Origin of the sequence: Acinetobacter sp. UBA5984 (assembly GCF_002429925.1) — a bacterium.
In the GTDB taxonomy this organism is placed as follows: Bacteria; Pseudomonadota; Gammaproteobacteria; order Pseudomonadales; family Moraxellaceae; genus Acinetobacter; species Acinetobacter variabilis.
Map to the genome: position 1 here is coordinate 21,512 of NZ_DJBE01000019.1, position 20,276 is coordinate 41,787.

A 20,276-nucleotide genomic window follows, 5' to 3' on the forward strand; every position below is an offset into this window, starting at 1 on the left:
AGTCATTCTATTTTTACCTAAAGGGCTAAAAATTTTCTTTAGTTTTAAGCTATGCTTGGATGCAAACTCAGATTTCAAGGGATGAAAATGATGCAGAATGCGGCGCTGATTGTGGTGGATGTACAAAAAGGATTTACCCCGGGTGGAAATCTGGCTGTTACCAATGCCGATCAGATTATTCCGAATATCAACCGATTGGGGCAGTACTTTCAGAATATTGTACTGACTCAGGATTGGCATCCGGCAGAGCATATCTCCTTTGCAGACAATCATCCTGCTCAAGCAGCCTATGACACGATTCAGCTGAATTATGGTTCTCAAGTCCTCTGGCCGAGTCATTGTGTACAAGGGACTGAGGATGCTGAATTTCATCCGGAGCTGAACCTTCCGCAAGCCCAACTGATTATCCGCAAAGGCTTTCATCAAAATATCGACAGTTACTCCGCCTTTATGGAAGCTGATCAAAAAACCAGTACTGGTCTGGCCGGCTATTTACGGGAGCGTGGCATTGATACCGTATTTATCGTGGGTATCGCGACCGATTTTTGTGTGGCCTGGACCGCGATGGATGCCTGTAAACTCGGCTTTAAGGCCTATGTCATTGCGGATGCTACCAAAGGCATAGACCTGAATGGTTCGCTACAACATGCCTGGCAGGACATGCTGGCACAGGGTGTAAAACGGATTTATCTGAAAGATATTATTAATGCTGCCTAAGCGCTGACTTAAGGCGATTAGGGCCATTTACCATTATGCAATGGTTTGTTTACTTTGAGGCATCCACAGATGCCTTGATTTCTTTTTCATGATCCCTGGATTTCCCCATGTCAGCACTCCTTCAATTTAGCCAGTTTGTCCAAAAGACCTTTGCTCTGTGGGTCATTCTATTTTCAGCGATTGCTCTGATGCTGCCGGATCTTTTCGTCTGGTTACGCGCCTATATTCCTTGGATGTTGGGTCTGATCATGTTTGGTATGGGCATGACCATGACGCCAGGCGATTTTAAAAGTATCTTGCAAAGTCCTAAGGCCGTCGCGATTGGGGTCGTGGCTCAGTTTATGGTGATGCCAGGGTTAGCCTTTTTGCTCTGTCAGCTATTCCAGCTTCCGGCTGAAATTGCGATTGGTGTAATTCTGGTGGGCTGCTGTCCAGGTGGCACCGCATCCAATGTGATTACCTATATGGCCAAAGGTAATACGGCCTTGTCTGTAGCGTGTACTTCGGTATCAACTTTATTGGCACCGCTTTTGACTCCGGCAATTTTTTATCTGCTGGCCAGCCAATGGATTGAAATTAATGCCTTGTCCATGCTGATTTCGATTCTGCAAGTGGTGCTGTTTCCAATCATTTTAGGTTTGATTATCCGCGCCCTTCTAAAAACCAAGGTAGAAGGCTATATCCAGGTAATGCCAGTAATTTCAGTGATTGCCATTGTCGCAATTGTGGCGGCAATTATTGCCGGCAGCAAAACCCAGATTCTGGAATCTGGTTTAATGATTTTAGGGCTTGTGGCTTTACACAATGGGATGGGCTATTTACTGGGTTATTGGGCCAGTCGCATATTTCACTTGGCAGAAATTGACTGTCGTGCAGTATCCATTGAAGTGGGGATGCAGAATTCTGGTCTGGGTGTGGCCTTGGCGGCAACCCATTTTGCTGCATCTCCCATTACTGCGGTTCCAAGTGCCATTTTCAGCCTGTGGCATAATATTTCAGGACCTGCTTTAGCCACTTATTGGGCTGGCAGACAAACTGAAAAAACGGACACTTAATTGCAATTTGATGACGGCGCCCAACGAGCCATAGCATGATTTTTTATAAGGTGAAAAATTAAAATATTAATTTATATGGATTTATCGAGCTTTGTAACATAAGTGTCATGAAGTCTGCCTAAGATCGCCCCTCAATGATGTGAAACAACAGACTGTAATCAGCAGCATTGAGAGGGCATGGAACAATTTCAGCATTCGTCAGCGACCTATTTTAATCGGGAACTTTCCTTATTTGGATTTCAGCGTCGTGTCTTGGCACAAGCACTCGATCCGAATTTACCGATTTTAGAGCGCTTAAACTTCCTGATTATTTTTTCCCGTAACCTGGATGAGTTTTTTGAAATCAGGATTGCCGGGCTGATGAAACAGCAAGATCTGAATGCGACTACCCGGACGCCTGATGCTGTACCCACCGAGCTGATTCTACAAGAACTGTCCCAGTCCATTCATGCCACAGTGAACAAACAGTATGAGGTTCTGAATCATGCAATTTTGCCTGAACTCCAGGCGCAGGGGATTCAGTTTCTTCAATACCAGGATCTTCTGGAAAAACATAAGGCCTGGATTGCAGCCTTTTTTGCCAAAGAAGTGCAACCGGTACTGACCCCGATCAGTCTGGATCCTTCACATCCTTTTCCACGTTTGGTGAATAAAAGTTTGAACTTTATTATCAGCTTGGAAGGTAAAGATGCCTTTGGCCGTGAAATCGAGATGGCAATTGTGCCGGCACCACGTTCCTTACCCTGCCTGATTAAAATTCCGGAAGATGTCACCGGAAACAATACCACCCAGATCTTTCTGACTGCGATCATCCAGCAGCATATCAGTGATTTGTTTCCCGGCATGAAAGCGACCGGATGTTATGCCTTTCGGGTTACCCGCAATGCCGATCTGGTATTGTCGGAAGATGTCGATGATCTGGCGTTGGCTTTAAAAGATGAACTGTGTTCGCGCCGCTTTGGTCGTGCAGTACGTCTGGAAATTGAAAATGACTCTCCACAGAACATCATCGACTATTTGCTGGATGAATTTGATCTGACGGAACAGGAGCTGTACCGGATTGATGGACCGATCAATTTGTCCCGCCTGAGTACCAGCTTTGAGCGTCCGGAATTAAAGTATCCGCATTTTAGTCCGGTCATTCCGAAAATTTTCCGTAAACAGAAAAGTATTTTTGAAATTTTAAAGGCACAGGATGTGCTGCTGCATCATCCTTTTGATTCATTCCAGCCGGTGATTACTTTACTGCGCGAAGCGGCCAAGGACCCGGCGGTGCTGGCGATCAAGCAGACGCTATATCGCAGTGGTCCGGATTCGGAAATTGTTCAGGTGCTGGCAGAAGCCGCACGGAATGGCAAGGAAGTCACGGCCGTGATTGAATTGCGGGCGCGTTTCGATGAAGAATCCAATATTATGGTGGCCAATATCCTGCAAGAAGCCGGGGCAGTGGTGGTCTATGGCATCGTCGGTTATAAGACCCATGCCAAAATGATTCTGATCGTCCGGCGTGAAAATCAGGAACTACTGCGTTATGCGCATCTAGGTACCGGAAACTATCATGCCGGGAATGCCCGTATGTATACCGATTACGGCCTGATGACCACACAGCCGGATATCTGTGAAGATGTGCACCGCATGTTCCAGGAACTGACCGGCATGGGCAAAATGGCCAAACTGAAAGCCTTGCTGCATGCACCGTTTACCCTGCATAGCGAACTGCTGAAACTGATTGAGCAGGAAAAGGCATTTGCCCTAGCTGGAAAAGCCGCGCATATCATCATCAAAGTGAATGCGTTGACTGAACCGCAATTGATTGCTGCCCTCTATCAGGCGTCACAGGCCGGGGTGAAAATTGACCTCATTGTGCGTTCAATCTGCTGCCTGATTCCACAAGTCACCGGCATGTCAGAAAATATCCAGGTCCGTTCAATCGTTGGACGTTTCCTGGAACATACCCGGGTTTATTATTTTGAACATGGCGGCGCCAAGAAACTGTATTGTGCCAGTGCCGACTGGATGGGGCGCAACCTGTTTTCCAGGGTCGAAACCTGTTTCCCGGTGCTGGATCCAGAGCTGAAAAAACGGATTTATAAAGATGGCCTGATCAGCTATTTAAAAGATTGTCAAAATGCATGGGAGTTAGATGCCGAGGGTCAGTGGCATAAAGTCCCCTGTCAGGATCCGGCCCAGCCTTATAATGCCCAGCAATATCTGCTGGAACAAAAACAGTTAAAAATTTAAAGGGTAGTCCAAGACACGCTGGCGTATTTGTTTTGTACCCATCAAAAAGCCGGATATTGGATCCGGCTTTTTTTAATTGCAACATTCAGGGACATTTATGAGGCTTTGGATTGTTTGGATTTTAGAATTTCGGTTCTAAAAGTCTGTGCCAGCTCGGCGCTTTCAGCATCCATCCCATTCACCACAAAAGCATGACGGGTCAGGACATTGGTCGGATTGGGCATGCTGACCAGCTCAAAGTGGTCCGCGATTTGTTTCAACAGGGCATTAGGAACATGCAGTGCACTTTCCTTAGCGACCAGTTGCTGAACCAGACGTTCTGCGGCTTGAACTGAATTAAGCTGCATTTCTTCAACAGCTGAAGAAATCGCACTACGTGTCTGCAGGACAAAACGTTTTTCTTCACGATAACGCTTATACAGGACTTCCGAAAGTAACTGGAATACTGAACTGATCATGGTCAGACAGACGAGGGCATCTGGCTTGTCTGCCGCAATACTGATACTGGCACCTTTTTCATCAAACTTGTGCACGGTACAAATATCCGTGCTGTTCAGTTTGTAGTGCTGGATGCACAGTTCAGTGGCTTTGTTCAGGAAAATCTGGCACAAATTGAAATAAGGAACCGATACCGTTTTATTCACACTATCCAGCAACTGTTTTGGATCATAGAACTGAATGTTCAAGCTCAGGCTATCGGTATCCAGTACCACCGGTTTGCTGTCTTTTTCTTTCGGTTTGTTTTTCAGAGCTTGCTGTGCCTGGGCAATGGCGAGGGCGGCATTATGCTTTTCCTGTTCCAATGCCTGAGTCAAAGTCTGAATCTCGAATTTCAGTCGCGATTCATTATTGATACGTGCCAGATACTCGGTACGGCTTGGACGCGCTACCGCACGATAACCGACCCAAAGCAGACCATGAATAATAAAAGAAAACAGAATGGCAAGCCATTGAGTCCGCAGAATTTCACCAATACTTGGCTCAATCAGGGTGATTTCAATCACACCGACTTTTTTCTCGTTTTGTAGGGCATCACGGACAAAAACTTCCCCATTACGGGTCTTGGTCAGCCCACCAGTGGCTAAAACCTGACCATTCGCATCCAGGATGCGAATTGAAGCAACGCTTGGGTTAGTCGCATAACGGTTGGCCAGAAGTGCCAGAGAAACGCGGTTCGCCGGTTCAAGCTCCGCCAGGCTGTCTGTGACCAGTTGGCTCGTCATGAGCTGTCCCTGGTTGACACGGTTATCATTCAGTTGGTGAGTCGTTGCCAATACCAGTAAAAAGGTATGCAGAGCAAAACTTACAATCAGTAGGCTAGCAAATAGCCCTTGTCTAGGCGCATTCAACGTAAACTTCCAAGGCAATTCTGTTCAATTTCGATTATGATTCTAACAATAGTTGTAGCTCAGACCCGAGTCAATTCATGCGAGAAATCATTCTTATATCATTCTTAGGACCCGACCAGCCTAATCAATTTACACGATTAATGCAGGTTTTGTCCGCTCATTCCTTACAGATTCTAGATGTGGGGCAAGCGGTCATTCATAATCAACTGACCTTAGGTATTGTTGTATCGTCTGATGACCAAACTGCAACAGCATTAGCCATGAAGGAAATCCTGATTCTAGCACATGATATCGGGTTAACAGTGCGCTTTAAACCAATCTCTGCTGCTGAATATGAACAGTGGGTAAGAGAGGGCGGCCGCACGCGTTATATCGTAACGGCATTGGCCCCGGAATTAAATGCCTCTCATCTGCAAGCCGTGACCCAGATTGTGTCGAGTCAGGGCTTCAATATTGAAACCGTGACCCGTCTTTCTGGCCGTCCTGAGCTGGATGGTTCCAATACTGGCCCTAAACGTGCCTGTGTACAGTTTGGTCTGAAAGGCCAGATGCTGGATGCAGCAGCCATGCGTGCAGCCTGCTTAAGCCTGTCGAATAACCTGAATGTCGATGTGGCAGTACAAGAAGATAATGCTTACCGCCGTAATCGCCGTCTGGTCTGCTTTGACATGGACTCGACCCTGATCGAGCAGGAAGTGATTGATGAGCTGGCGATCGAAGCAGGTGTGGGTATTCAAGTCTCTGAAATTACTGAACGCGCGATGCAGGGCGAGCTGGACTTCCAGCAAAGTTTCCGTGCTCGTGTTGCTTTATTAAAAGGCATGGATGCATCGGTATTGCCAAAAATTGCAGAACGTCTGACCGTGACTGAAGGTGCAGAACGTCTGATTTCAACCCTGAAAGCACTGGGCTACCGTACTGCGATTCTGTCTGGCGGATTCCAGTATTTTGCAGAATATCTGCAAGCCAAACTAGGAATTGATGAAGTTCATGCCAACATTCTGGATGTGCAGAATGGCGTGGTGACAGGCGAAGTCAAAGGTCATATTGTGGATGGCGCACGCAAGGCTTTATTGCTCCGTGAAATTGCCGACAATATGGGAATTTCTCTGGAGCAGACCATCGCTGTGGGTGATGGTGCCAATGACCTGCCAATGCTTTCAATTGCGGGTCTAGGGGTGGCTTTCCGTGCCAAACCTTTGGTTCGTCAGAATGCCAATCAGGCCATTTCCAGTGTGGGGCTGGATGGCGTGCTCTACCTGCTCGGTGTACATGATAAAGATCTGAGCCGCGCGTAATACATAGCTTTGCGGTAAAATCCAACGCGGCCTTAGGGTCGCGTTTTTTTATATTTTTAGCTTAACTTTTATCGAGGGACGGCGCAGCTTGTCTATAAATACCCCGATCATCTTAAACGGAAAATATTTTTTTTAAGTCGATGAAAGGGCATATGATTTTGTAATGACACGCCAACATCGACGCAGCAATTGATCCACAAATACTGTGAAAATAAAAAATGTAATGACAAAATAATATCGCGACAGAGTATGTCGTAAGGGGAGAAAACAGGACTTTTTTTATGCAAAAAACTCAGCATAATGCATGCATAGAGATACAAATCAACACATTCCATTTTATTGATTTAACGAAATTCAATAGGTAGTACGGTTGCAATATCAAGCATACACACTGTTCTTTTGGATGGAGGGGTTTATATGGTAACAGCGAATCTAGCAACTCTCGTAGGCTTTAGTTTAGTCGCCGCGGCTGTGCTTGCTGTTTTCTTCTCGCCTTATCGTCGCTGGTTAAGTTTTATGACTGCGGGAATGCTGGCCTGGGGCCTGATCGAAGTGATTCGAGTAGGTACTCAAGCCTTGTTTGAGCTCCCGATGACATATAGCTATCTGACAGCTTTAACGGCCGTGATGGTCGTAGTGACCTTACTGTTATTGCGTGAAGATCGACGTGCAGAGCGTGCTTTGGCTAAACGCCGTTATATCGAACATACACCAGTATATGAAGATGACCAGCAGCAGCTATCTAGCCGTTAAGTTCTCTAATATCAGCGAAATAATGCACCTGCGGGTGCATTTTTCGTTTAGAAATATGATACAAAGTCCTGCATCTGCCTAGCTTTGATCTATGCTAGGATATTTGTCAATTTTCGTACAATTAGAATAGGCATAATTTCATGAAACTGTCCTCCATTCCTGTGCTCAAACTTCCTCTGGTTGACCTCAGTACCGATCCACTTGATTTGCTGGTCGCAGGTCTTGCATTACGTATGAAGCAGTTAGCACGCACCAGTCCGAAATTTATTGAATTGGTACATGAACGCCAGTTCCGTATCCAGATCGGAACAGATGAGGGAATGGCACGTCAGATCGTTGTGAATAATGGTCATATCGATACCGTTTCAGGTGATGCAGAGAAAGCTGATTTTGTGCTGCAATTTGCTGATAGTGAACAGGGTGTAAAAACGTTGCTTAAAGGTGATCCGACTGCATTCATGACCGGTATGCAAAGTGGCACGATTAAAATGGAAGGTGATTTTGGTCTGCTAGTCTGGTTTAACCAGGTTGCGAAAATGATTCCGCCTAAACTGCCAAAACCGGTCAAAGATAAAGTGAAAATGGCACGTCAGTTTATTAAAGAGAAAACTGGTAAATAACTGCTAATTCCCCTGCTTTAATTAAAGGAGGGGTTAGGGGAGGATTATCATATAAAAGCCCTCATTTAGAGGGCTTTTTTTCATTCTGAAACAATGACGGTTTATTCAACTTCCAGATTAAACGTTACCGGTCCATCATTGATCAGATGCACTTTCATATCGGCCGCAAAAATACCGGTTTGTACATTTTCGAACTGGCTTTGCGCATATTCAACCAACTGTTCATATAAGGCCTTGGCATCGCTTGGCGGCATGGCTGGACCAAAATCTGGACGTAAGCCTTTTTGGGTTTGCGCCATCAAGGTAAATTGGGACACCAATAGTAAACCGCCACCGGCCTGACTGACATTCCAGCCCATCTTGCCTTGCTCATCATCAAAGAAGCGATATTTCAATATTTTATCAATCAGTTTTTTGCCTTTTTCCAGATTATCTTCTTTACCTAAGCCCAGAAAAACCAGAATACCTTTGCCAATTTCTCCGGTGGTTTCACCATCGACCACGACTTTGGCTTCGAGTACCCGTTGTAATAATGCACGCATAATCAATTTCAGTCAGATTCAAAATTGCCGCCATTGTAGCAAGATCAGACTCATCTATTATTAAGATAATGTCTAAAAAACAGGCTTAATTTATTGATTATCATTGATAATATTTTAAACTATCTAAAAACACGATCGTAATCATAAAAATTATCTGTTTTATCTATTTTTTGCTCTCAAGTATCTTAGCTGCATGCAGGAAAGGTATTAAATTGAGAGACTTAGAAATGTTTAAGCGTTCATTACTTGTTGCAATGCTTGCAACGGTGACAGCTGCCCAAGCTGCGCCATTAACCAAAGATAACGGGGCACCTGTCGGTGATAACCAGAACTCGATCACTGCAGGTCCACAAGGTCCAACTTTGTTGCAAGATGTACAACTGGTTCAAAAACTGCAACGTTTTGGCCGTGAGCGCATTCCTGAACGTGTGGTTCACGCACGTGGTACAGGTGCTTATGGTGAATTCGTTACTACGAAAGATCTGTCTGATGTAACAATTGCTTCTTTATTCAAGGCCGGTACCAAAACTCCAGTTTTTGTGCGCATGTCTACCGTCATTCATAGTAAAGGTTCACCAGAAACCCTACGTGATCCTCACGGTTTCGCCATCAAATTCTATACTCAGGAAGGTAACTGGGACTTGGTCGGTAACCAGACGCCAGTCTTCTTTATCCGTGATGCGATCAAATTCCCGGATTTCATCCACGCGATGAAACCAAGCCCGGTCACCAATGTACAAGATGCCAACCGTGTGTTTGATTTCCTGTCTAGCCAGCCTTGGGCAACCAACATGCTGACTTATGTTTATGGCAAGCAAGGTGTCCCAACCAGCTACCGCGAACAGGACGGTTTCGGTGTACATGCCTACAAACTGTATAACGACAAAGGCGAATACAAGTACGTAAAATTCAACTTCCGCTCTAAACAGGGTGTGAAGGGCCTGAACGTCAAAGAATCGGCTGTTCAACAAGGTAAAGATTTCAACCACTTGACCAACGATCTTTATAACAACATCTATGCAGGTAATTTCCCGAAATGGGATCTATATATTCAGGTGCTTGATCCTAAAGATCTGAACAGCTTTGATTTCGATCCGCTAGATCCAACCAAAATCTGGCCAACCAATCTGGTTCCAGAAGTAAAAGTCGGTACATTGACGCTGAACCGTATGCCGAAGAACTTCTTCAATGAAACTGAACAGGCTGCATTTGCACCAGGTAATCTGGTACCAGGTATCGAACCCTCTGAAGACCGTTTGCTTCAAGGCCGTATCTTCTCTTATTCAGATACACAAATGTACCGTCTAGGTGTGAACCATCAGCAAATTCCGGTCAACCGTCCTGTGGTGAATGTGAACAACAACAACCAGGAAGGTCACATGAATGTGTCTGAACGTGACTCTGATGTGAACTACGAGCCAAGCCGTAAAGAGCCTAAACCGGCGACTGAAAAAGCGCGTGCAGTTGAAACTCCATTGACTGGTCATGTTCAGCAGATCGGTACCAAAGAGCAAAACTTCAAGCAAGCCGGTGAACTTTACCGCTCTTATACTGCCAAAGAGAAAGATGACCTGATCATGAACCTGGCGGCTGACCTGGGCAATGTCAAAGATTCAGAAACCAAGCACATTATGTTGTCTTACTTCTATAAGGCAGATGCGGACTACGGTATGCGTATGACCAAAGCTGTAAATGGCGACATCGCCATCGTTAAGGCCAAAGCTGCAAAATTAAAAGACTAATTCCGATTGGTCTTGAGGAACTGGTGACTAGGGCATAGCGCATCACCTCCAAAAAGTCCTGTAATACTCCAAACCTTTCCTGCACCCTAGGGGGAGTTTTACAGGCACTCCGTTTTTTATTTCATCTCAGGTCAATTGAGTCTTTCAAGACTTAAATTTTCCTTTCGATTTCTGTTGGAGTTCATCATGAAAGTTCTGCCACACGCATTTTTAGCTAGTATTCTTGCTTTTAGCTCCGCATTCGCAACTGCTGCTGAAGTGAAGAATGTCTCCCCTGCAAAAACTGCGGCAAGCGTTCAGATGACCTCACAACAGGAATTGATTGATCTGTTTTTTGCTGCTGCTAAAATCGGCAATAGCGAAGTGATCAATGAATTTTTAAAACATGGCTTTCCAGTCGATGTACGCAATCAAGATGGTTATACCCCGTTGATGATGGCGACCTATTATGGCCATCAGGGTATCGTGACTACCTTACTGACCAAAGGGGCAGACCGCTGCGCCCGGGACAACCGTGGCAATACGGCTTTGATGGGCGCCTTGTTTAAAATGGAATTCTCCATTGCCAAACAGCTGCGTCAGGTCGACTGTGATGCCCAAGCCAAGAAAACCGGACAAAAAACCACAGCTGAATTTGCCAAGGTGATCGGTCAGGAAAAGCAGCTACAGAAAATTATCAAGGAACAGGAAAATGGGCTGAAAGCAGTCAAATAACCGAGCAGGAAGCAGTTTATTTTCTTGAACTTTTGTCGATAATTCAGCTAGCTGTACGTAAATCCTGCAATATTGCCTAAACTTTTATGCTTTAATGCGGGATAAGCACAGCGATATTTCCCTTAGTTATGGCTCCAATTATCCACTCTTTGTTAGATACTGACTTGTATAAATTCACCATGCTACAAGTGGTATTACACAAGTTTCCACAAACGCATAGTGTCTATCATTTCCGTTGTCGCAACCTGGAAGATACGGAATATCCGCTGACGGATATTCTGGATGATTTGAATCACCAACTGGATTTGCTGTGTCAGCTCAAATTTAAAGAAGACGAATTACAATATTTACGCAGCCTGCGTTTTATCAAAAGCGATTTTGTGGATTATCTGGAACTATTCCAGCTCAAACGCCGTTTTATTAAGGCCACCATCGATAATGAAGGCCGCCTGGATATTACTATTGAAGGCCCCATGGTTCAGGCAATGATGTTTGAAATCTTTGTACTGGCCATTGTGAATGAACTGTATTTTAGCCGCATTCGTACACCCGAAGTCCGGGCTGAAGGTGAGCGCCGTCTTAAGGCCAAAATCGAACTTTTAAAACAGTATGATGCCGCGCAGAATCCGAATGATCCGCCATTCCTGGTCTCGGACTTTGGTACCCGCCGTCGTTATAGTTTTGACTGGCAAAAGCATGTCATCGAAGAATTCAATAAAGCTGCACCACACGTGTTCCGTGGGACCAGTAATGTGTATTTAGCCAAAGAGTTGGGTATTACCCCGATTGGCACCATGGCGCATGAATTTCTGCAAGCCTTTCAGGCGTTAGATGTGCGTCTGCGTAATTTCCAGAAAGCCGCCCTGGAAACCTGGGTGCAAGAATACCGTGGTGACCTTGGAATTGCCTTAACTGATGTAGTCGGTATGGATGCTTTCCTGCGTGACTTTGACCTGTACTTTGCGAAACTGTTTGATGGCTTGCGTCATGACAGTGGTGATCCCTATGAATGGGGTGACAAAGCTTATGCGCATTATAAAAAGCTGAAAATTGACAGCAAAACCAAAATGCTGACTTTTAGTGATGGTCTGAATCTGGAAAAAGCCTGGAAATTGCATCAATACTTTAAAGATCGCTTCCAGGTCAGTTTTGGGATTGGAACCAATCTAACCAATGATATGGGACAGACACCGCTAAATATCGTATTGAAACTGGTGGAATGCAACCGTCAATCCGTGGCGAAAATTTCCGATAGTCCAGGAAAAACCATGACGGATAATGATACCTTCCTGGCATATTTGCGTCAGGTATTCAATATCTCAGAACCTGCCTAAAAATATCTGCTTTATTCAAAAAACCGCTTCAATCATGAGGCGGTTTTTTCTTAGAGGATGGTCTTTCTTGAATTAGCTTTAGCTAAAATTATGCTAAGGATCTAGATAAAAACAACATAATTGAAAAAATGAGCTGTGCTAAGATCAAAAGGATTTAACCGCAATGACAACTACTAAGATGACAGCTTCCGCCTTTGACTTTGGTCTGCTGATTGAAGCAGAAGATTTGGTTCCACATTTGGGACATGAAAAACTTCGAATTGCTGATTTAAGCCGGGCGTCGGTTTATGAACAATTGCATATTCCACATGCCTTACATCTGCAACCCAAGCTGCTGGTTCGTCAGGAGGAAACAGCCATGGGCCTGTTACCGGATGCGGAAGGGCTGGAAGCTTTAATCCGTTATCTGAATATTTCTCCTGAACATCATGTCGTGGCTTATGATGATGAAGGCGGTGCGTGGGCAGGGCGTCTGCTCTGGAACCTGCATTGTTTGGGCTTTGAAAATACCAGTTTACTCAATGGCGGCATTCATGCCTGGCTGGGTGCAGGACTACCGACTTCATCAGATCAGGAAATATTTACACCTGTCGATCATCTGGTTCCAGTCAATCTTGAAAGAAAGGCTGAATTTCAGATCGATTATAATGAACTAAAACAACTCATTGAAAATGAAAATATTCAGGTATGGGATTGCCGTACAGAAGATGAATATACTGGCCTGCGTCTAGCCGCGCGACGCGGTGGTCACATCCCGGGCGCACGTCATTTTGAGTGGAGTACTGCCCTTAACCGGCAAAATCATTTAAAATTACATCCTTTACCACGTACTCAGCAGCGTCTGGAACAACTGGGATTTGATCTGGATCAACCAGTTGTGGTGTATTGTCAGTCCCATCACCGTTCAGGTCTGGCTTATATTCTGGGTCGCTTATTCGGCTGGAAAATTCGAGCCTATGATGGTGCGTGGAGTGAATGGGGCAACCGCCTCGATAGTCCAATCGCTACAGGAGAGGTGCCATCTTGAGCATCACATCGCGTCTAAAACAACAACTGTTTATCCAGGCCCAAAAAGTGGTGCCACAGCATCGCCTGTCCCGTGTGGTGGGAAAAATTGCAGCCAGCGAAAATCCGATTGTAAAAACAGCCGTGATCGCAGCGTTCAAGACCAAATACGGGATTGATATGTCGATTGCCGAGCAGACCAATGCCTTAAAATTCAAATCATTTAATGATTTCTTTACCCGTGGACTAAGAACCGGGGTGCGTGCGGTCGATGCTGATTCAACTGCGATCGTATCTCCGGCAGATGGCGCGATTTCCCAACTGGGTAAAATTGAAAATGGCGATGTGTTCCAAGCCAAAGGTCAGAAGTTTACGGTTGAAAACCTGATTGCTGATCCACAGCTGGCACAGCCATTCAAGAATGGTGAGTTTGCGACAGTGTATCTGTCACCACGTGACTATCACCGTGTCCATATGCCATTTTCCGGGACTCTGACTGAAACTTTATATGTACCGGGTGAACTGTTCTCAGTCAACCAGACCACGGCCGAAAATATTCCGGGCCTGTTTGCCCGTAATGAACGTATGGTATGTCTGTTTGATACCGAACTTGGTCGTATGGCAGTGGTTCTAGTTGGCGCGATGATTGTGGCTGGCATTGAAACTGTAGCGACTGGCAAAGTAAAACCCTCTGGCCGTATTGAGCTAAACCAGCATAATCTTTTCTTAGAAAAAGGTGCCGAGCTGGGCCGTTTTTACCTAGGTTCAACCGCTGTTATTCTGTTTGAAGAAAACAAGATGCAATGGGATGAGAAGTTTAAAGCCAATTCAACCGTATTGATGGGTGAGGCGCTAGGTAACACTATTTAAGTTCCCAAAGCCTCCCTTTTTCAAATGGAGGTTGGAGGGATTAAATATTTGCTGACTCAGAATAAGTAAATTCCCCTCATTCCCCTTTTATTAAAGGGGGAGATTTTCTCTCCTTTTAGGAGAGGGAAAAAAAGCGCCATCTGGCGCTTTTTATATTTAAACCTTATCGTTTGACCACGATCGAATCAATACCACTATGCTGTAAGGTTTGCTGTGCAATAATCGCAGATTCTGCTGAATCATAAGGTCCAGACACGACACGATACCAAACCTTGCCATTTTCCACGCTGCGGACTACATCTGCAGATAAACCGTTGAGAATAATTTCTGCACGGCGGGCATCTGCCTGATCCGGGTCATCAAAACTACGAACTTGTAAAATATAGCTTGCAGAAGCAGGAGTTGGGGCTTCGGTTGCATCCAGACCTGGCTCAGTTGCTGTTTCTGATTCATCAACTTCAGGTCTTGGTGCCTCTACAATCACCACTGCTTCCTGATTTTTTGCTTCAGGAACCGCTTTTTCAGGAATCGGTGTCACTTGCTGCTGTGGCAACAGATCATAAAAACGGTAGTCTTTATTGGTATCTTCTTCTTGAGAATGCTCAGCCGTAGCCTGGTTTTTAGGTTTAACAGGTTCCCATGGCTTCCACAGCATGAGTGCCATTAAAAAACTTAACACGATTAAAATGATCACGAGTGTGCCGAGCCAGGTAGGAATAAGTGGCTTTTTGGGCTTATTCGGTCTTTCAGATACACCGCGCTGCGTTTTTCCAAACACTTGGGATTTCCTCTTATTTATCGGGGCAAATAGAAAAGGCATAACAGCAGTTATGCCCCTACTATAACTTCATCCTATGTGATCATGATAGAAAAGTCATTATCTAGATCACAAATCACACAGAATTTTAATTTATCTACATCTTCAAGCACATAGCTAACGTTACAAAATGTTTATTCAGCAGATAAACGGCAATGACTAGCATGCTTACTTTAAGCACAGCTCTCGCCTTGCGAGCATGCAAAACAGTGTTTTGCTTACATGCTCACTTCGAGCAGAGCTCTTCGTCTTGCGTCAATGTAAAAGCAGTGCTTTACATTGACTCAGGCGCAGATACACCAAGCAGTTCCAGACCGTTACGCAGCACTTGGCGAACATTTACAGATAACAATAAACGTGCCTGAGTTAATTCTGCATCATCGCCCAGAACCTTGTTGTCGTTGTACCAGCCATGGAACAGCGCAGCCAGCTCTTTCAGGTAGTTACCAATCTGATGCGGTTCATAGCTGTTTGCAGCACGAACAACAATCTCTGGATAAGCTGCCAGTTTTGCCAGAATTTCAGTCTCCGCTTCCAGCTCAAGTTTGGCTGCCAGACCACGTGCAGTGGCTGCATCAAAGTTCACACCTGTAGAGGCTGCCTTTTCTAACATACGGCAGATCCGCGCATGCGCATACTGGATGTAATACACGGCATTGTCCTTGCTTTGAGATACGGCAAGATCAAGGTCGAAGTCAATGTGCTGTTCAGATTTACGCATGACATAGTAGAAACGCGCTGCATCATTCCCGACCTCTTTGCGCAGGTCACGTAAAGTCACGAACTGGCCTGAACGAGAGGACATCTGTACCATCTCGCCACCACGCCACAGGCTGACAAACTGAACCAGAAGTACAGTCAGTTTTTTCGAGTCATAGCCCAGAGCATCAATCGCGGCTTTTACACGTGCGATATAACCGTGGTGGTCTGAACCCCAGATATCTATAATATCGGTATAGCCACGTTGTAATTTGTTTAGGTGATACGCAATATCAGAGGCGAAATAAGTGGTTTGACCATTACGGCGTTTAACCACGCGGTCTTTTTCATCACCAAATTCAGTTGACTTGAACCAGATGTTGCCATCTTTTTCATACAGGAAGCCACGCTGATCTAGAGTTTGTAGCGCTTCATCAATTTTTTCAGTTAAAGTCGCTTCACTGAACCATTGATTGAAAGTCACCCCGAATTCACCGAGGTCATCTTTAATATCATCAAGAATGGCTTTTAACGCAGCCTGATGGAAGACGCGGTAACCTTCATTTAATAAAATTTGTGAGTTAAAGATCAGGCCATCAATGTGTTTTTCTTTATCACCTGAAACAACCACTTTATTGCCTTCAGCATCCGATTCGGCAGCATACTGTACGTCTTCAGGGACATCTTTATAAACGTCTGCAACAGGGCGAACATAGATATCGCCGTCTTTATCAATAATGCTTTGTGCGATTTCTTTGACGTAGTCACCTTGATAGGCATTTTTCGGGAACACCAGTTCCTGACCCGTCAACTCTAAATAACGTAAATAAGTTGAAGTCGCCAGAATATCCATCTGACGGCCAGCGTCATTGACATAATATTCACGGTCAACTTTGGCACCTGTCGCTTCAAGCAGATTTGCAACAGTCATACCATAAGCAGCGCCACGACCATGACCTACATGCAGGCTAGAAGTCGGGTTCGCAGAAACAAATTCAACCTGAACGCGTTTTTCCGCATTGGCCTGGGTACGACCATACGTTGCCTGTTGAGCCTGAATCTGATCCAGCACAGCAAAACGCTGGTCTGCATTTAAAAAGAAGTTAATAAAGCCTGGGCCTGCAATTTCTGCCTTGCTGATATCCGCCACTTCAGGCAGGGCAGCAAGGATTTTTTCTGCTAAATCACGCGGTTTCATACCCGCAGCTTTAGACGCGATCATGGCAATATTTGATGCAAAGTCACCGTGGCTGCGGTCTTTGGTACGCGTCAAATTACTTGTATTGTTCCAGTCAGATGGGAGTACGTTTTGTGCCTGTAAAGTTTGCACTGCATGATCGAGAGCTGCTTGGATTGCCGTATTCATAATCAGTCGAAAATAGATATCGCAGAAAAACAGCAAATATAGCAAATTTCCGACTCTTTAGGTAAAACCATTTATGGGGAATAAAAAATATACGATTAACAGCCTATGGTTTCTATCCATCGGTCGGTCATCAATGAAGGATCACATGAGAAAGAGCAGAATAAATAAGTTGCAAACTTTGCTATAAAAAATGAATCATCCAGCAATCAAAATGGCCTATATTAGCCTGATTGAAACAATAAAAAGAGTCAGCATGGATTCAAAACAGCACCCGACCATCATCGGCAATATTCCCAAACTTCCAGCCAAATGGGCCTTGGTCATTGTGCCTTTTATCTTGTCCTGTCTGATGAGTGGGATTATTTCCATGATCAACATGCTGCGCAATCTGGGCTGGATTGAAGGCTTCATGGCGCTCTGGTTTCATAACTGGATGATTTCCTGGGCAATTGCTTTTCCAATTGTGGTAACGCTTTTGCCTTTTGTACGCAAATTTGCCGGATTGCTGGTCGATATGTCAGGAAATCAGCCACCCAAATAATTGTTTTCTATCAATGAGAATTAAGAAAGAAGTTTTAGAAGGTAAAAAACATTCGCTAACAGATGGGATCTCTAGCTAAAACACCAATTAAATCAGATGCTCGACTGCAGCGCGGATGATCCCAAGGATCAGACCAATACAGGCTCCGACCACGACACCATTGACCCGGATCATATGTAGGTCACCACCGACTTCGTTTTCAATCTTGTCGATCATCTCGGTCGAATCCCATTCATGAATACGTTCACTGATAAAACGAATCACTTTCTCACTGTACTGGTCACTTAAGTCTACAGCGATACCACTGAGACGTTTATTCAGTAACTCACGCACTGAGGTATTTGAAATAATATTCTCACCGACTTGCTGAATGGCAACTCGCAGATTCTCTGCAATCCCTGAATCCGACTTTTGCAAATCCGCCTTGATGGCATCGCATAAAATGACCACTGCACCACTGATAAAATTCAGCACTTGTGGACTGTCGAGCAGGGCATCTTTGGTTTCATTAAGTCGCTGGCTGGCCATACTTTCAGAATCTGCCAATTGCTGCATCAGTTCTTGAGCAGTTTCTTCAATTTTAAGCCGCCAAGGATGGTCGGGATCTGCCAACATGGCTTCCACCCGCTGAATCACGGAATCGATACTGCGCTGCTGCACATCAATGCCGATCCAGCTGGCGCCTTTGGCCAGTCTCCAGACCCCCATTTCCTTGAATAAAGTGCGGGTCAGCTCACGAGTCTGTTCGGGATGTGAGGTCATCCAGGCATGCACCACATCCAGGCCGCGTTGCAGCACATCCTGATGGAAATCATTTTTTAAAACAGCGCGTAACATTTCGCTGGCCAAGGTATTGATCTGGGTATTTTTGACCCATTGCACACTGTTGCTCTGAATAAATCCGGCGATCTGTTCCTGCCCGACAAATTCAAATACTTTAGGTACAGTCTGCTGAATCACTTGTGTGACTTGAGCATTATTCTGTGGATTGGCCAGCCAGCGGCCGGCAGCCAGACTTAAATCGGTACTGGCCAGGCTGCGCTGCACGATTTGCGGAGAAAGGAAATTTTCCTGCACAAAACGACCCATAGATTCGGCAATCCGGGCTTTATTGCGTGGAATAATTTCAGTATGGTCACGTAAAAATTTTGGAATCGGCAGCCGGCCAAAAGGATTACGGAACAGTACGGTAATTGCATACCAGTCTGCCAGACCACCGACCACACCCGCCTCAGCAGAGAGCATCAGGATATGAATCAGCCAGACATATTCAGGCAGCAGTTTGGCAGTAATCATCAGCGCCAGCCAAGCCAGTACTGCAACGACCAGTGCAATGGTCGCGAAGCGTTTACTGCGTTGTAAGCTTGATGACGGCTGCTCTTTCTGCATAAATCATCCTGTTATTGAGGCGTGGCCGGCTGTGGTTGTAGTACTTGGCCGGATGGACTTACTCCATATTTAGCGCCAAGTGATTGTAAAATCAAGCGGGCATCAAAGGCATCTTTCGGTTCCTGACCGGCTTTAAAGCACTCAATGGTATAAGCCACTTGAGCAGGATCTAAAGTAACAGTATAGGGCTGATCATAGAATGGATCAGGCCAGAATCCCGGATAGCGTCGGGAATAACCATAAGGACGATAATAGCCGTATGGATAGATGCTAGGCGCCGGATAGACAATTGCCTGACGCGGTGGTTGCTGGGTACGGTTACTAGGATCGTTCAATACCTGGAAAAACTGGAAGCCATTTTGTACCGTAGTTTGAGCGGCTTTCAGCAGGGTGATTTCTTCGGCCGTACCGAAACTCATATTAGGTCGCGCCTGAAAACTGATGCGGTAGGTGTTGGCGTTCAGTGGGGTGGTGCTGTACTGGCCGAGCTGGTCAAAGGTCAGCGGCTTAGACGGAGTCGTTGCACAGCCAGAAAGCAGGGCTGCCGTCGCAAGGGTCAGGGCAATGACAGTTTTTTTCATCTTCGTTCTCCTGATAGGATGATCCAGCGAATTACAGACCTTTAGAAGCTGCTATCTGGCTGGGTCAGGAAACTCAATTCTTCCTCGGTGGATTCACGACCCAGAATCTGGTTGCGATGTGGGTAGCGTCCGAAACGGTCAATAATGATTTTATGCTTAATTTCATATTCGAGGTTTTCTGGATTGCCGAGGCGCTGAAATAATTTTAGCGCAAATTCATGGATTAATTTAGATTCGCTATGCATGAAAGGCATATAAAGGAAGGAACGTTGCTCCGGGCTCAGCTGCTTGTCCAGATCCTGGCTGATGGCTTCCTGAGCCAGTGCCAAAGCCAGACTGTCTTGGGCAAAAGCACCCGGCGTATCCCGAAAAATATTCCGTGAAAACTGGTCCAGAACAAGGATTTCTGCTAACCGGCCGTCAGCATTCTTACGCCATGACCATAGTTCAGCCTTACTCGCCTGTTCCAGAATATCGCCAAATTTTTCCTTCAAACTTTGGTCGAACTGGTCACTTTTGGCAAACCAGTTGGGTTGAGTCTCAGGACTAAACCAGAAATCTAAAATATCTTGATAATTCATAATGTTTACAATTTATTAGCATTTATTTGTCAATAAAATCACAAATTTCACATGTCTTATAG

General features: G+C 45.3%; 19 protein-coding genes. 12 read left to right on the top strand and 7 right to left on the bottom strand.

From position 1 onward, the window contains the following. The first annotated feature begins 87 nt into the window (after window positions 1-87). The 3 genes from pncA (at window position 88) to ppk1 (ending at window position 4,013) form a co-directional block, all read left to right on the top strand. Window positions 88-717: a bifunctional nicotinamidase/pyrazinamidase gene (gene pncA / locus B3J29_RS03300; RefSeq protein WP_034170263.1), complete on the top strand. Its 630-nt coding sequence runs from the start codon at window positions 88-90 to the stop codon at window positions 715-717. Between the two features lie 107 nt (window positions 718-824). Next, entirely contained in the window at window positions 825-1,772 is a 948-nt protein-coding gene (locus B3J29_RS03305) for a bile acid:sodium symporter family protein (RefSeq protein WP_034170262.1), read from the top strand. 177 nt (window positions 1,773-1,949) lie between these two features. Further along, window positions 1,950-4,013 (top strand): polyphosphate kinase 1, encoded by a 2,064-nt coding sequence (ppk1, locus tag B3J29_RS03310; protein WP_175966564.1) that lies wholly within the window; start codon window positions 1,950-1,952, stop codon window positions 4,011-4,013. 95 nt (window positions 4,014-4,108) lie between these two features. On the opposite strand, the gene B3J29_RS03315 is transcribed toward ppk1, so the two are convergent. After that, window positions 4,109-5,362: a hypothetical protein gene (locus B3J29_RS03315; protein ID WP_004781411.1), complete on the bottom strand. Its 1,254-nt coding sequence runs from the start codon at window positions 5,360-5,362 to the stop codon at window positions 4,109-4,111. A 77-nt stretch (window positions 5,363-5,439) separates the two neighbouring features. On the opposite strand from B3J29_RS03315, the gene serB reads away from it, so the two are divergent. From serB to B3J29_RS03330, 3 genes are all read left to right on the top strand, one after another. Then, window positions 5,440-6,660: a phosphoserine phosphatase SerB gene (gene serB, locus B3J29_RS03320; protein ID WP_004781413.1), complete on the top strand. Its 1,221-nt coding sequence runs from the start codon at window positions 5,440-5,442 to the stop codon at window positions 6,658-6,660. A 417-nt stretch (window positions 6,661-7,077) separates the two neighbouring features. Beyond that, complete coding sequence (aciT, locus tag B3J29_RS03325) at window positions 7,078-7,413, top strand: ciprofloxacin tolerance protein AciT (RefSeq protein ID WP_175966566.1); 336 nt, start codon at window positions 7,078-7,080, stop codon at window positions 7,411-7,413. Window positions 7,414-7,553: 140 nt separating this feature from the next. After that, entirely contained in the window at window positions 7,554-8,033 is a 480-nt protein-coding gene (locus B3J29_RS03330) for an SCP2 sterol-binding domain-containing protein (RefSeq protein ID WP_004781417.1), read from the top strand. Window positions 8,034-8,134: 101 nt separating this feature from the next. Here B3J29_RS03330 and dtd read toward each other — a convergent pair whose 3' ends face one another. Continuing rightward, complete coding sequence (gene dtd, locus B3J29_RS03335; RefSeq protein ID WP_175966567.1) at window positions 8,135-8,575, bottom strand: D-aminoacyl-tRNA deacylase; 441 nt, start codon at window positions 8,573-8,575, stop codon at window positions 8,135-8,137. Window positions 8,576-8,802: 227 nt separating this feature from the next. Here dtd and B3J29_RS03340 point away from each other — a divergent pair, with 227 nt between their 5' ends. From B3J29_RS03340 to asd, 5 genes are all read left to right on the top strand, one after another. Then, on the top strand, window positions 8,803-10,317 hold the full coding sequence (locus B3J29_RS03340) for a catalase (protein ID WP_175966569.1): 1,515 nt from the start codon (window positions 8,803-8,805) through the stop codon (window positions 10,315-10,317). Between the two features lie 186 nt (window positions 10,318-10,503). Then, window positions 10,504-11,031: an ankyrin repeat domain-containing protein gene (locus tag B3J29_RS03345; protein WP_175966571.1), complete on the top strand. Its 528-nt coding sequence runs from the start codon at window positions 10,504-10,506 to the stop codon at window positions 11,029-11,031. Window positions 11,032-11,159: 128 nt separating this feature from the next. Then, window positions 11,160-12,365, top strand: a complete 1,206-nt coding sequence (gene pncB / locus B3J29_RS03350; RefSeq protein ID WP_005232748.1) for a nicotinate phosphoribosyltransferase — start codon at window positions 11,160-11,162, stop codon at window positions 12,363-12,365. A 178-nt stretch (window positions 12,366-12,543) separates the two neighbouring features. Continuing rightward, window positions 12,544-13,392 (top strand): sulfurtransferase, encoded by an 849-nt coding sequence (locus B3J29_RS03355; protein ID WP_034580384.1) that lies wholly within the window; start codon window positions 12,544-12,546, stop codon window positions 13,390-13,392. Further along, window positions 13,389-14,240, top strand: a complete 852-nt coding sequence (gene asd / locus B3J29_RS03360; protein ID WP_005232744.1) for an archaetidylserine decarboxylase — start codon at window positions 13,389-13,391, stop codon at window positions 14,238-14,240. Before B3J29_RS03355 ends, asd begins: the two co-directional genes overlap by 4 nt. A 163-nt stretch (window positions 14,241-14,403) precedes the next feature. Here the strand turns inward: asd and B3J29_RS03365 are convergent, their stop codons facing one another. Then, on the bottom strand, window positions 14,404-15,018 hold the full coding sequence (locus B3J29_RS03365) for an SPOR domain-containing protein (RefSeq protein WP_005232743.1): 615 nt from the start codon (window positions 15,016-15,018) through the stop codon (window positions 14,404-14,406). A 313-nt stretch (window positions 15,019-15,331) separates the two neighbouring features. Then, window positions 15,332-17,122 (bottom strand): arginine--tRNA ligase, encoded by a 1,791-nt coding sequence (argS, locus tag B3J29_RS03370; RefSeq protein WP_005232742.1) that lies wholly within the window; start codon window positions 17,120-17,122, stop codon window positions 15,332-15,334. 253 nt (window positions 17,123-17,375) lie between these two features. Here argS and B3J29_RS03375 point away from each other — a divergent pair, with 253 nt between their 5' ends. After that, window positions 17,376-17,663, top strand: coding sequence for a DUF2798 domain-containing protein (locus B3J29_RS03375; protein WP_005232741.1), 288 nt, complete (start codon window positions 17,376-17,378; stop codon window positions 17,661-17,663). Window positions 17,664-17,750: 87 nt separating this feature from the next. Here the strand turns inward: B3J29_RS03375 and B3J29_RS03380 are convergent, their stop codons facing one another. The 3 genes from B3J29_RS03380 to B3J29_RS03390 are packed head-to-tail and all read right to left on the bottom strand — an operon-like array spanning window position 17,751 to window position 20,214. Continuing rightward, entirely contained in the window at window positions 17,751-19,052 is a 1,302-nt protein-coding gene (locus B3J29_RS03380) for a DUF445 domain-containing protein (RefSeq protein WP_005232740.1), read from the bottom strand. 11 nt (window positions 19,053-19,063) lie between these two features. Beyond that, window positions 19,064-19,633, bottom strand: coding sequence for a CC0125/CC1285 family lipoprotein (locus B3J29_RS03385; RefSeq protein ID WP_005232738.1), 570 nt, complete (start codon window positions 19,631-19,633; stop codon window positions 19,064-19,066). A 41-nt stretch (window positions 19,634-19,674) separates the two neighbouring features. Then, on the bottom strand, window positions 19,675-20,214 hold the full coding sequence (locus tag B3J29_RS03390) for a DUF924 family protein (RefSeq protein ID WP_004781435.1): 540 nt from the start codon (window positions 20,212-20,214) through the stop codon (window positions 19,675-19,677). Between the last annotated feature and the right edge of the window lie 62 nt (window positions 20,215-20,276).